General features: G+C 44.0%; 11 protein-coding genes. 4 read left to right on the top strand and 7 right to left on the bottom strand.

The genetic code is table 11. The features are described from left to right. The first annotated feature begins 47 nt into the window (after positions 1–47). Complete coding sequence (locus tag BBA02S_RS03830; RefSeq protein WP_041100681.1) at positions 48–1,124, top strand: NAD(P)H-dependent flavin oxidoreductase; 1,077 nt, start codon at positions 48–50, stop codon at positions 1,122–1,124. Positions 1,125–1,708: 584 nt separating this feature from the next. Here BBA02S_RS03830 and cls read toward each other — a convergent pair. Continuing rightward, on the bottom strand, positions 1,709–3,163 hold the full coding sequence (cls, locus tag BBA02S_RS03825) for a cardiolipin synthase (protein WP_052475302.1): 1,455 nt from the start codon (positions 3,161–3,163) through the stop codon (positions 1,709–1,711). Between the two features lie 176 nt (positions 3,164–3,339). On the opposite strand from cls, the gene BBA02S_RS03820 reads away from it, so the two are divergent. Next, entirely contained in the window at positions 3,340–4,728 is a 1,389-nt protein-coding gene (locus BBA02S_RS03820) for an L-cystine transporter (RefSeq protein WP_041113885.1), read from the top strand. Positions 4,729–5,131: 403 nt separating this feature from the next. Beyond that, positions 5,132–5,275: an Lmo0850 family protein gene (locus BBA02S_RS20945; protein WP_169713112.1), complete on the top strand. Its 144-nt coding sequence runs from the start codon at positions 5,132–5,134 to the stop codon at positions 5,273–5,275. 110 nt (positions 5,276–5,385) lie between these two features. Here BBA02S_RS20945 and BBA02S_RS03815 read toward each other — a convergent pair whose 3' ends face one another. From BBA02S_RS03815 to mgtE, 6 genes are all read right to left on the bottom strand, one after another. Further along, positions 5,386–5,967 (bottom strand): YqaA family protein, encoded by a 582-nt coding sequence (locus BBA02S_RS03815; RefSeq protein WP_041100685.1) that lies wholly within the window; start codon positions 5,965–5,967, stop codon positions 5,386–5,388. A gap of 87 nt (positions 5,968–6,054) precedes the next feature. Continuing rightward, positions 6,055–7,218, bottom strand: a complete 1,164-nt coding sequence (locus tag BBA02S_RS03810; RefSeq protein WP_041113884.1) for an MGDG synthase family glycosyltransferase — start codon at positions 7,216–7,218, stop codon at positions 6,055–6,057. Positions 7,219–7,232: 14 nt separating this feature from the next. Then, positions 7,233–7,829: a DedA family protein gene (locus tag BBA02S_RS03805; RefSeq protein WP_041100689.1), complete on the bottom strand. Its 597-nt coding sequence runs from the start codon at positions 7,827–7,829 to the stop codon at positions 7,233–7,235. Position 7,830: 1 nt separating this feature from the next. Continuing rightward, on the bottom strand, positions 7,831–8,553 hold the full coding sequence (locus BBA02S_RS03800; RefSeq protein WP_041113883.1) for a polysaccharide deacetylase family protein: 723 nt from the start codon (positions 8,551–8,553) through the stop codon (positions 7,831–7,833). 158 nt (positions 8,554–8,711) lie between these two features. Then, the gene (locus tag BBA02S_RS03795) at positions 8,712–10,079 is read right to left on the bottom strand and encodes a hemolysin family protein (protein WP_041113882.1); all 1,368 of its coding nucleotides are present in this window, start codon (positions 10,077–10,079) and stop codon (positions 8,712–8,714) included. 399 nt (positions 10,080–10,478) lie between these two features. Then, entirely contained in the window at positions 10,479–11,837 is a 1,359-nt protein-coding gene (gene mgtE, locus BBA02S_RS03790; protein ID WP_041100695.1) for a magnesium transporter, read from the bottom strand. 189 nt (positions 11,838–12,026) lie between these two features. On the opposite strand from mgtE, the gene BBA02S_RS03785 reads away from it, so the two are divergent. Next, the gene (locus BBA02S_RS03785) at positions 12,027–12,797 is read left to right on the top strand and encodes a hypothetical protein (protein ID WP_082028238.1); all 771 of its coding nucleotides are present in this window, start codon (positions 12,027–12,029) and stop codon (positions 12,795–12,797) included. Positions 12,798–12,924: the final 127 nt, after the last annotated feature.

Below are 12,924 nucleotides of genomic sequence, written 5' to 3'. Positions count from 1 at the left end.
AAAGGAGAAAAATCTTTGACGGCAACTTTAAAGAATGGAGGATGACTATGCTTGGGTTAACTTTAAAGCTTCCGGTATGGCAAGCTCCCATGGCGGGAGTATCCACACCGGAATTAACTGCTGCTGCCTCAAATGCAGGTGTTCTTGGCAGCATCGGTGCCGGTTATCTATCGGGTGAGAAGACAGAAGAATTTATCAGACGCGTGAAACAACTGACAACGGCTGATTTTGCCGTTAACTTGTTTGTTCCTGAGGAAGCAGAGGCGAGCGCCCAACAAGTGCAGGCCGCCCGCCAATTGCTGGCGCCTTATCATAAGGAGCTCAAGGCAGAGGAGGAAGGGGGGAGTTTATCTTTCGGGTCTTCCGCTTTTCATGAGCAGCTTGCGGTCGTGTTGCAGGAGAGAGTCAGAGTATGCTCATTTACGTTTGGGCTGCCTCCGCAGCGAGCACTGGAGCAATTAAAGGAACGAGGCATTATAACGGTCGGCACTGCCACAACGGTAGAAGAGGCGGTTGCTTGTGAACAGGCAGGAGTAGACGCTGTTGTGGCGCAAGGATGTGAAGCAGGAGGGCATAGAGGATCATTTCAACCGCCTGAAAGCATGATTGGTTTAATGGCGCTGCTTCCTCAAGTTGTGCAAGAGGTGAGTATTCCAGTTATTGCTGCCGGCGGAATCATGAACGGGCAGGGCATAGCCGCTGCTCTATGTCTGGGTGCTTCAGCCGCTCAGCTCGGTACGGCGTTCTTAGTGACTGAGGAAAGCGGGGCTCATCCGCTTCATAAAGAAGCAATCTTGGCAGCCGATGAAAAGGAGGCGGTGCTGACGAAGGCTTTTTCCGGAAAAACCGCCCGGGGCATTTCCAATCATTTCATTCAAGACATGCAGGGGCATGAAGAGGTTTTTCTGCCGTATCCTCTGCAAAACACATTAACCCAATCTATGAGAAAGCAGGCCGGAAAGCAAAATAATAAAGAATATATGTCTCTTTGGTCCGGACAAGGGACAAGGTTGAGCAAAAAGCAAACGGCTGATGAGCTGGTTGCTAGTTTGCTGGAAGAAACAGATGCAGCGTTGCTGGCAGCTAACCGCTCTGTGCAAAATATGAAAGGAACCAGCAGGTGACGAGAGCCCGTTTGACACTCGGCTAATGCATAATTAAAAAAGATCAGCCTGATGGCTGATCTTTTTTTAGTGGCTGGCAATGCTTTAATGTTTCCTGATCCTTCATTGCCAGCTATGAAGGATGTTCGAAAATCAGTTTATATATTTAATAAAATTGCACGAAGTCAAAAGCTAAGTTTAAAAAGAATAACGAATGAATAGTGACGAAGATCAATCCTTGCTTATTTAATTTTTGTGTTATTACCTGATCCATAAATATCACCTCGTTAAAAGTTTGTAGACTTATTATATAACCAATTTTCTAAAAGTTCAAAACATTTTTAACGAATTTGTCACATTTTTTTGATTAATAGGCTTGACTTGTGGTTTTTATATGGTATAAGCAACCATTTTTTCAAAATAGATGGATATTCACTGGCAAAACAACCTGCTTGTTGTCAGGGCTCTATGAAAGAACATCGTTAGTTTTTTCGGCTGCTTTGCTGCGCTCACTCTTCCTTTAATGGAGATCGGCCTGTTCCAGAGAAGAAAAAAGCCGCCCCCAAAAGTCATTTTTCATGACTTCCTGGGGCAGCTCGACGTTGTTACAAAATGGGTGACAGCAGCCTTGAAATAGATTCTTTAAATTTAATGAGTGTTTTCCGGTTGTTATAAATTTCGAGCGTCAGCTCGGAGCAAAGCTCCATATCCTTTTCGAATATCTCCGCAAGTTTTTGGCCCGTTTCCAGGTGGTAAATAAAAGCATTCACCTCAAAGTTTAACCGGAAGCTGCGCACATCAATATTAGCTGTGCCCACAGAGCTCAGTTTTTTATCGACGACAATCATTTTTGCATGAATGAAGCCGGCATCATAGATATACGTTTTCGCTCCTGCTTTCATCAGCTCGCCGATGTAAGAGTAGGTGGCCCAGTAAACAAAGGGATGATCTGGTTTATTCGGAATCATGATCCGGACATCTACGCCTGAAAGGGCCGCAATGCGCAGAGCATCCAGCAGGCTGGCATCCGGGATAAAATAAGGGGTTTGAATATACACAGACTCTCGGGCAGATGAGATCATTTTAATGTAGCCGTTCTTAATTTGTTCCCACTCTGAATCCGGTCCGCTTGTCACAATCTGCATCGATACATCGCCAGCAGCCGGCTTATCGGGAAAATAGGCTTCAGCGTAATGGAGATCATGGCGATCTGATGCTTGGTTCCAATCCAGGATAAACCGCGTCTGGATGGAGTGCACCGCTGTTCCTTTGATTCGCAAATGAGTATCCCGCCAGTAGCCGAACTTTGGATCAAGTCCAAGGTACTCATCGCCAATATTAAAACCGCCTACATAGCCGATCTCACCATCAATAATCACAAGCTTGCGATGATTGCGGTAATTGAGACGCAAATTAATAAAGGGGATTTTGGAAGGGAAAAAGATTTCCACTATGCCGCCCGCCTCGATTAATTCTTTGAAGTGCCGCTTATGGACGCCGCGGGAACCCATTTCATCGTAGAGAACTCTTACTTCCACGCCTTGCCTCGCTTTTTCCGTCAACAGCTGGACAATCTCGGTTCCAAGGTTGTCCACCCGGAAAATATAATATTGCAGATGAATGTGATGCGTTGCTTGTCTGATGTCTTCAAGCAGGGAATTGAATTTATCCTTGCCGTCAACAAAAATGTCTACATCATTGTCTTCGGTGAGGACAGCATCATTGTTGCACAGCAGCATATAGACCAAATCTTCGTTTTCCTCTGTGTGAGGGTTGCGAAACCGGAAGAGCTGGTTTTTAATGGCATGCATTTGATTTTGAATAGCCGACTCAGTGCCAACCTTGACCTTTTCGTCCCAATCAAATAAACGCCGCCTGCTTAAATTCTGGCCAAAAATTAGGTAGAGAATGAAACCGAGAATGGGGATGAAGAACAACACCATCAGCCAGGCCCAAGTGGCTGCGGCATCACGCCTTTCCAAAAAAATAACAGCGACTGAAAAGGAAAAGTTTAAAAACAAAACAACGTAAGCGATCCAGCTCCACATAGGTATTTCCATTATTCCCACCAGCTTTATCCATAGTATTTGAATGATGTTTCATCTATTAAGATACGTCTATGTTACCAAGGAAAGGAGAATATTTCTATAAAGGAAAAAAGAGAGGAATTAAAAACCTACTTGACACATAGGAATAGATGATATAGGCTATTCGTTAGTAAAAGGAGGAAGCATCCATGAATTCATTTCTTATTATTGTCAATGTTGCAGCTCTGCTTTTGTTAGCAGGTGTTTTATATTTTATGCAGAAAAAGCATATTTCATTTTCAAAGAGGGTATTTACCGCCCTTGGACTGGGGATTGTTCTTGGTTTTGTTTTGCAGCTGATCTATGGCTTGGAATCAAATACGCTGCTTCAATCCACCGAATGGTTTAACATCCTCGGCACAGGCTATGTGAAACTGCTGCAGATGGTCGTCATGCCGCTTGTGTTTATTTCTATTGTGTCGGCTTTTACAAAGCTTACTCTGACAACCAATCTTGGCAAGATTGCTGGCCTGATTATCGGTTTGCTTGTCGGAACAACAGCTATTGCAGCAGCCATCGGCATTAGTGCGTCTCTTGGCTTCAACCTCGAAGCGGTTCAAATCCAAGGAGGCGAAACAGAGCAGGCGCGCGGAATGGAGATTGAGCAACAGTACTCTGAAATTGAAGGGCAGTCTTTCCCGCAAAAAGTTATTGAATTGCTGCCGGCTAACCCGTTTCTTGATTTAACGGGCCAACGGAGCACTTCCACGATTGCTGTAGTTATCTTTGCGGCATTTGTTGGATTTGCCTATCTTGGGGTGAGAAGAAAAGAACCGGAACAAGCCGAGTTTTTCAAGAAGATGATCGACTCGATTTACAGTATTGTCATGCGTATTGTGACACTCGTTTTGCGTCTTACACCTTATGGCATTTTAGCGATTATGGCTAAGACGGTCGCAACAAGCAACTTTACGGCGATTGCGAAGCTTGGAGAATTCGTTTTAGCTTCCTATGTAGCGCTGGCAGTTATGTTTATTATTCACTTGCTTATCTTGACTTTAGTCGGATTAAACCCGCTGACATATGTAAAGAAAGTGCTGCCGGTGCTTTCATTTGCCTTCACTTCCCGCTCAAGCGCAGGAACCTTGCCTTTAAATATTAAAGCGCAGACCTCCTCATTAGGAGTGCCGGAAGGAATTGCGAACTTTGCCGGCTCGTTCGGGCTGTCAATCGGCCAGAACGGTTGTGCCGGTGTATATCCGGCTATGCTGGCGGTCATGATTGCGCCGACGGTCGGCATTGACCCGCTTTCGCCAACGTTCATTCTGACGTTAATTGCTGTAGTAGCGATCAGTTCATTTGGCGTAGCCGGTGTTGGCGGCGGAGCGACCTTCGCAGCGATCCTGGTGCTATCGACAATGAATCTCCCTGTAGCGCTGGCGGGACTGCTGATTTCAGTGGAACCGTTGATCGATATGGCGCGGACAGCCGTGAATGTCAGCGGAAGCATGACAGCCGGAGTAGTAACGAGCCGCGTGACGAAAGAGCTGGATACAGCTGTTTACAATGAACCACAGAAAGAAGCTCTTTACAGCTAAGGGCATCATGAAAAAGGCAAACTTGGAAGCCGGCAGCGCCGGCTTCTCAGACTGTAGACAAACTCAATGAAAATTGAGCGTGGTCCGCAGTCTTTTTTAGTTTGCTTGTAGAAAGGGGCTGTTGATTTCTATTCCAATTAACAGAGTGGAAAAAGTTAAGGTAGCCGTATAAGGATGCCTGTTTTAAAATAAATAGATCAAAAGCTTGAGGTGAGGAAGGGATTGATTTCTCTTTTATTTATGGTTGGCAGGAGCCGGCTTCGGCCGCAAAAAATCAAAATTTCAGGGATTAATTGCTAAAGAAAAGGGAATATTAAAATTAAATAAAACAATAATTTTTTGAAACCATTTTTACGATCGGACGTAGAAAAGGTAAGAAAAAACTTTTAAAGAGGTGTGTAAATTGGGGAAAGACCACGATAGAGTGTTAAAAATGATCGACCGGCTCGCTCAATTAGGTATTAAAGTGTCAAAAACCAAGTCCCGCATCGAAGTGTTCAACTCTTTAAAAAGCTATCAAGAATTAGCCGATCATGCAAAGGCCTGAAAATATAAGCTATACATAACAGATATTGAAACATCCCGGCTGCCATAGGCACCGGGATGTTTGTATAAATAAGTAATGATAGAGATGGCCCGGTTTTGAATCCAAGCTCTCTAGACGGTTTGTTTTCTTTTTTGCAGCAAACGGTATACAACGTAAATAACAACGATCAGCAATCCGCCTGCAATGGTCAGCAGCGTAAAGTTTTCTTCAATAAATGGTTTCGCCTGATCGCCCAGCCAGAAGATAATAATTCCTTCAAGGAAAAAGCGAAGCCCGCGCCCGATCAGAGACCAGATGAGAAGGACCCTGATGCGAATTTTTGCCACACCGGCAAAAATCGTGAACACTTTGTAGGGAATCGGTGTAAATCCGGCAATTAAAATGGCGAGAGGACCGTACTTTTTAAATAGATGCTCCACTCTTAAAATTAATTCTTCAGATACGAATTTCAATAAAATAGGACGTCCCAGTTTGCGCCCGATCAGCCAGCCAAGTAAAGCTCCCAAAACAGAAGCGACAGTCGTATATAATGCAAAGAGAATGGCGCGGTCAGGATCGGCAAGAGCTAAAGGCAGCAAGATGACGTCTGGCGGAATAGGGAAGAAAGAAGATTCAGTAAAAGCAACAACAATTAACCCCAAAACCCCGTACTCCAGCAGCCACCCTTCCAGATGGTGAATCAAATCAGACATGTAAAAGAATTCTCCTTTAATTAAATTAACCACAAAGATTATACCATTATTTATTTAAGCGAACCAGCAAGAGCCCCATGAAGAAAATCAGCCGAGATAAGGATTCCAGGCGGATTTTTTTAATGACGGAGCATAGGAAGGCTCCTTGCTTTTAAAGACTGCCAGCAAGCTGTTTTTAATTTCTGCATCTTTTTCAAGCTGGTAACAGGCTAGGCGTTTGCGCCATTTATTCATCTCTACTTCATTGTTGATGACATCCAGGATTTGCTGTTCAACCGGCTGTTGCAGATCAAGTGTATATATGAGGTGCTGCTCCCCTAAATACTGGCGGTTAATCTCTTCCTGTCCCGGCAGCGTATCAAGAATAAAAACGGGCAAAGATTTCTCTAACACCTCGGTGATCGTCACTCCGCCCGGCTTAGTAATAATCGCGCAAGCTTCCTCATAGTAGCGATTCATCTGCTTCCGGCAACTGGTATAGGCGATCGCGTCTAGTTTTTCATGATTAAGAGAGCGAATTTGCTTATACAGCTTTTGGTTATGGCCGCATAGCACTTTGTAGCGATAGCGCAATTCGGCCTTTGACAATTGATCAATCAAGGCGGTTAAGTTCCCTAAGCCGCTGTTCCCGCCTGCAATTAATACATAGCCCTCAGATTCAGGGCGGGAAGCCTTTTGAAAAAATGGATGCACCGGAATGCCCGTTACAAATATCTGTTCTTTTTTCAATGAATAAGTTTTCATTAACTGCTCTTTTGCTTGCTGATGAGGGACAAAATGAAAGTCAATGTGTTCCTTTCCCCATACATCATTCATAAAGAAATCAGTGTATACATTGATGACAGGAGCGTTGACTTTTCCTTTTGCTTTAAGCTGATTAAGAAGTTTAGAAGGATAGCAATGCGTGCAAATTATAAAATCCGGCTGTTCTTCTTCCATCAGCTTCTCCAGCCGCCAGGCCAGATAGTTATCCCAGAAGCACAGGGAGAAGCGGGAGCGTGACGCACTTCTCGTGCCGTATGAGTACATAAATGTATGATAGAACTTGCTATACAAGGCTGGTTTTCGGCTGATCCATTTTAAATAAGCGTTGGAAATGACAGCCTCTAGGCCACTATGAAAATGGCTTAAGCAATCAATCGTCTTCACTTCTATTTCCGCTTCCATAGTGGACAAATGGCCGACGATGGCTTCGGCCGCCTTATGATGGCCGGACGGCATGCGGAAAAGAGGCAGTAACAAAATTTTCATAGTCGAGAACTCCTTTAGCATTCGGTGTTAGCAGCTTTGTTTTTGGATTTCCTCCATTTGTATAGCAGCTGGATGACAAAGATGATGAAAAAGATGACACCAGCGATCGTTAAATAAACAGGCTTAATAGCAATATATGAACTCACTACATAACCAATCATTACATAAAACAATACCCATATGAGTGAGCCAAAAACAGAAATAAGGAGAAACAAGGGCCATGGAAACTTGGCAACTCCGGCAAAGTACGGGTTGAACTGCCGGATGCCAGGGATAAAGAAGCCTGTAAACAAAGATTTCTTCATGTCCCAGTGGAGAACGAATTTCGTTACCTTGCTTTTATTCATTCCTAAATACTTCCCATAGCGGTCAAGCAAAGGCTTTCCGACTTTGCGCCCCAGAATGTAGCTTGTTATCATGCCGCAAAAAGCACCTGAGGAAATAGTCAGCCAGGCTGAAACAAGAGAGATTCCGTGGGTTTTTGCCAAAATGCCGATATAAACAAATAAGCTTTCTTCCGGAACCGGAATCCCTACAATGCCAAAAAAGCCGGCGATAAATAAAATAATGAACCCGTATTGAGATAAATAATCGAGAATTTGAGACTCCATATTACTGTTTGCTCCTTCTGGATGCCTGCAGCAAGGTATCGACGGTTACAAATTGATAGTGAGTGGATCCTTCATCCGCAAAAAAGATTTCCAGGGCTTTTAATGTATTGGCAGGGGCATGTTCATCAGCGCCGAATGTGGTTCCGCTGTCGTGCAGAGTAATGATGGCCCCGCTTTTTCTTTCTTTGAGCAGCTTGCCGGCCAGTACAGCTGGCTGAACTTGTTCTTTCCAATCACCTGGGATCGCTGTCCACATAATTATGCGCAGCGGCTTAGCATCGCGAAGTGTAAATAAATTAAAGTGTCCCCAAGGCGGCCTGTAATAGAGGGGGAGTTCACCTGTAATTTCTTTCAAAGCAGTTTGCGCTCTTATCAACTGCTTTTTGAATGCGAAAGGAAGGAAAAACCAATTGGATCGGTGAATGTCGTTATGAAGGCCGATAGTATGGCCTTTTTTATGGATCATCCGGACAATGTCAGGGTGAGCGCGCGCCTTTTCGCCAACCAAGAAAAAGGTGGCTTTCGCGCCATGCTGGTCGAGCAAATCAAGCAACAGCGGTGTATACAGGGGGTCCGGCCCGTCATCGAATGTTAGAGCAATCATCTTTTCTGCTGTTTTATTTCCGCGCTTGCATATCCCTATTTCGAATATTCGGATGAACAGGGTCGCTCCGGCACTATAAATCAAAAGGAACAGTAAAATCAAAGTTGTTGTTATCAGCATCGTTATCCTTCCTTCACAGCAAACTGTTGGAGCAACTTTTCTTACATTCTCTATTTTACAAAAAAATCCTCCCGAAAAAACAGTCTTCAGACTGAAAAAAGAAAAGAGAATGAGCCGGATAATCATTATCCGGTTCATTCTCTTTTCACAGGAGACGGCTAAATTGCTTTCGATTCAGTTAATGAAAGAGCAGGCTGCTTATCCGCAAGAATCTGTTGATCCAGCTGCACCTGCGGCTTTTTTCGCACTTCTACATATTTAATTTGATGATCTTCCATCGCTTTAATGGTAAATAGATAGTCATGGCAATCAATTGTATCGCCTTGGACGGCCTCGTAATTCTCTGTAAGAATCCAGCCGCCGATCGTATCGATATCTTCATCGTCCAGCGAAAGCTGAAGAAGGGCATTTACCTCGTTGATCAATACTTTGCCATCGATAATATAGTGCGCCTCAGCAATCTTCTGTATGAGCGGCACTTCATCCGTGTCAAACTCATCCTGAATTTCGCCAACGATTTCTTCTAAAATATCTTCGATGGTGACCAGGCCGGATGTTCCGCCGTACTCATCCATTAACACAGCCATATGAATCCGTTCCTTTTGCAGTTTAACGAGCAATTCATGGATCGGTACAGAATCAATCACCCGGATGATTGGCCGGACGTACTGCTCAAGCAAGATAGGACCGATTTCCTTTTGCTTTACATAATCAGTAAGCACTTCTTTAAAATTGACGAGACCGATAATGTGGTCTTTGTCGCCAGCAATGACAGGGTAACGGGTAAAACGCTCCTCCCGAACCACTTCAATGAATTCTTTGATCGTCATCTCTTTGGGCAATGTCACCATTTCGGTGCGGGGAACCATGATTTCTTTAGCAATCCGGTCATCAAACTCAAAGATTTTATTTACATATTTGAACTCAGAAGGGTTAATTTCTCCGCTTCTCAAGCTTTCGGATAAAATCAGGCGCAGTTCTTCTTCAGTATGCGCGGCTTCACTTTCAGAAACAGGCTTTATGCCAAACAGACCAGTAATGAGCCGGGCCGTTCCATTTAACGTCCATATAAAAGGGTACATTGCTTTATAAAATATAATTAACGGCCGGGCAAAGAGAAGCGTGAGGGCTTCCGCTTTTTGAATAGCCAGCGTTTTTGGCGCAAGTTCCCCTACTACTACATGGAGAAACGTAATAATGAAAAATGCTGCTCCTATGATAATGATGTGGGACAGAGAAGGCGGAATATGGAGAAACTCCATAAACGGCTTCAGTATGCCGGCCATAGCCGGCTCTCCAATCCAGCCGAGTGCAAGCGCGGTGATCGTAATGCCGAGCTGACAAGCGGACAAGTATTCATCAAGGCTGGAAATAACAAGCTTGGCGGCAGGCGCCCGCGGATGTCCTTCCTCCAGCAATTGATGAATCCGCGAACTGCGGACTTTCACAATAGCAAATTCCGAAGCAACAAAAAATGCAGTTAAAGCTATAAGGATCGCGATGAACACCAGGTTAAATATGTCCAAATAAATTCCTCAGTCCGTCAGCAGACAGACAAGGAGTCACCTCCTGCAGAGTAAAGTTACCTGATTGACGAGCCAATCTTTCACTTCAACGAGCCGCGTCTTCAATGAAGCGGGCTTACGGGAGAATTCATATTGAACCTTCATTGTCCCATCGAATCACCTCTTAACGCGCTTAAATAGTTACTAACAGTATAATGAATACTGATTTTTCAGTCAAATCTAAAGAAAAGATACTACTTTATATGCGGTTGGCGAAGGGAATATGCCTTAAACTGTTGAAAACGCCTGTTTTTGCGGCTTCCGAATCAAATACGGCGCTTCGGCAAACAGGCGTCGTCAATCAGTCTGATCATCAGAAAAAAGTTTCTTCATATATTTTAGAAACGGTGTATGTGTACCTTACATCAACTGCTGCAGAAACCAGGAAGCAATTGAGAAGTAAATAATTAAGGAAAAAATGTCATTAATCGTTGTAATCAGCGGTCCGGAGGCGACAGCCGGGTCAATATTCAGCTTATAAAGAACCAATGGAATAACGGTTCCGGCAAGCGTGCCGATAATCAGAGTAATCAGCAAAGAGGAGCTGACAACGATGCCTAATATGGCGCTGCCCTGCCAGAAAAAGGCGATCAAAAAGATTAAAACAGCGCATACAATACCGATAATAAAGCCGACACCAAACTCCCGGCCAATCAAGCTTAATACAGTCTTCATGTCAATGTCCCGGGAGGCTAAGCCGCGGACAACGACAGCAAGGGATTGGGTGCCTGTATTCCCGGTCATTCCGGAGATCATCGGCATGAAAAAGGTCAGTGCCACAACTTGCTGCAATGTGTTCTCGAAGCCGGAAATGATGCTTCCGGAAACAAGCCCGATAAATAGCAGAAGAATCAGCCATGGGAGACGGCGAAAAGCCGCAGTGGACGCTTTTGTATCGAAGTCGATCGATTTCCCGGAAGCAGAAAGTTTCTCGATGTCTTCGTTTGCTTCTTGAATAACAACGTCAATGATGTCGTCAAACGTCACGATGCCGACAAGCATATCGTGATCATCCACTACAGGAATAGCGAGGAAGTCGTAGCGCTCAATTAAGCGGGCAACCTCCTCCTGGTCTGTATAGACGGACACGGAAATAACTCGTCCGTACATGACTTCGTTTACTTTGTCGTTCGCATCTGCTAAAAGCAAATCGCGGTATGACACGACGCCGACCAGCTTTTTTTGCGCGTCAATGACATACAAGTAGTTGATCGTTTCTGCAAATTCAGCGAAGGTCTTTAATTTATCAACAGCCTCGCGCACGGTGTAAGTGTCCCGGATCCAAACAAATCGGTTCGTCATAAGACGGCCGGCCGTTTCGGCAGGGTACGCCATCATGCTTTCGATGATGGTGGACTCCTCTTTTTTCATGCCGGCTAGAAACAATTTGATTTTTTCGGGGGACATGTCATCGAGCAGCGAAGCCAAATCGTCATTATCCATATCATCAAGAACTTTTCGGGAACGCTCTTTCCCCACTTTTTTCAGTACATCCAGCTGGTTTTCATTATCAAGCTCTTGAATCATGTCCGTCAAAATAGGAATGCTGAGCTGAAGTAAAAACCGTGTCTGGTGCTTGGGAGGCAGGTTTGTATAAATAGCTGCCATATCATAAGGGTGCAGCTCATCCAGCAGCTTTTGAAGCTCTTTCTTTTTTCCTTCTTTTAACGCTTTTATGACAAGAAGAGTCATTTGATCTTCAGTTAAGTTTGTCAGCATAAGCATCCCTCCTTGTTGAAAAACTCATTCTTTCCCATTATAAAACGAACAGAAAAAGAAAGTGAAAAAGAATCTCATATTTCTTAGATTTTAACATACGAGTTTTTCATTTCTTTTGCTAAAATAGAAAGTATAACATATTGATGCGGAAAAGATGTCGTAATTTCGAGAAAATCGGAGGTCATCGCTTTGAAGAGCCAAGGGACTATGAAAGAGCTGATTTATGTTCATTTAAATACAGCTCACCAATATGCAATTTCATATGGAATTGATTTTCATGATTTCGTTCAGAGCCTTTCTCAGGAGCTGAATCATTTATTGCTGCTGAAACATGAATACGGCGGGGCAGATTTTAACATGCATACGAGGTTTAATTACGTGGATGCTGGGGAGGTCAGGAGTCTTCTTAAAGAGCCGATTGCTGAGTACGGCGACTTTTGCTGGCTGGATTTCGATGATATGGAGGGGTTGAATGAGCTGGAGGATCAAGAGATTGCTGAGCTTCTTTACCTTGGCCATTGCAAGCACCATTTACGGGTCCCGTTCTACAGCAAGTTAAATAACCGGTATGCTTATCTTTCAGAGGAGGATGAATGGTTTAACAAAACATATTATCGTTATCTTCCTGATTTTTATTTTATGCTGGGGAGAGTCATTTCGTTCAAGCTTGGCTATTTCCGCAGCGAGAAGACCTTTTTTTCTTTGCGGAAGGGAACTTCTTTTCCGCCGGTTCCAAAAGAGATGGTGGCTTCCTTTATTGATAAAATGAAAGAAGGCATGGTTATCTCTTTGGCAAAGTCCGTTCAGAGCCGGACAAAGGTGGAGATACCGGTATGGGTAGTAGGCGATTATATCAATATGGATGAAATGTTTGATGAATATATGAATTGTTACAGACAGCCGCCGGATGGCCGATTTGAATTTGATAAAAAGACGCGGGAATGGAGTGTTTGTTTTTAAAAAGGATACCGGTTATGCATAGGGTATTCGAGCTCCTTCACCTTGCCTGACAAAGCCCTGGATACGCTATGTATTCAGGGCTTCAGACTGCCGTTTTTTGTTTGGATAGGAAGCCCGTTGATTTCCA

It is taken from the genome of Bacillus badius NBRC 15713 (assembly GCF_001591605.1).
GTDB classification, from domain to species: Bacteria; Bacillota; Bacilli; order Bacillales; family Domibacillaceae; genus Pseudobacillus; species Pseudobacillus badius.
This window is presented reverse-complemented; position numbering and strand designations above follow the sequence as displayed.

Excerpts from the sequence above, each read along its gene's own strand:
- BBA02S_RS03830 (WP_041100681.1), top strand. The coding sequence starts at position 48 with ATGCTTGGGTTAACTTTAAAGCTTCCGGTATGGCAAGCTCCCATGGCG.
- cls (WP_052475302.1), bottom strand. The coding sequence starts at position 3,163 with ATGGAAATACCTATGTGGAGCTGGATCGCTTACGTTGTTTTGTTTTTA.
- BBA02S_RS03820 (WP_041113885.1), top strand. The coding sequence starts at position 3,340 with ATGAATTCATTTCTTATTATTGTCAATGTTGCAGCTCTGCTTTTGTTA.
- BBA02S_RS03815 (WP_041100685.1), bottom strand. The coding sequence starts at position 5,967 with ATGTCTGATTTGATTCACCATCTGGAAGGGTGGCTGCTGGAGTACGGG.
- BBA02S_RS03810 (WP_041113884.1), bottom strand. The coding sequence starts at position 7,218 with ATGAAAATTTTGTTACTGCCTCTTTTCCGCATGCCGTCCGGCCATCAT.
- BBA02S_RS03805 (WP_041100689.1), bottom strand. The coding sequence starts at position 7,829 with ATGGAGTCTCAAATTCTCGATTATTTATCTCAATACGGGTTCATTATT.
- BBA02S_RS03800 (WP_041113883.1), bottom strand. The coding sequence starts at position 8,553 with ATGCTGATAACAACAACTTTGATTTTACTGTTCCTTTTGATTTATAGT.
- mgtE (WP_041100695.1), bottom strand. The coding sequence starts at position 11,837 with ATGCTGACAAACTTAACTGAAGATCAAATGACTCTTCTTGTCATAAAA.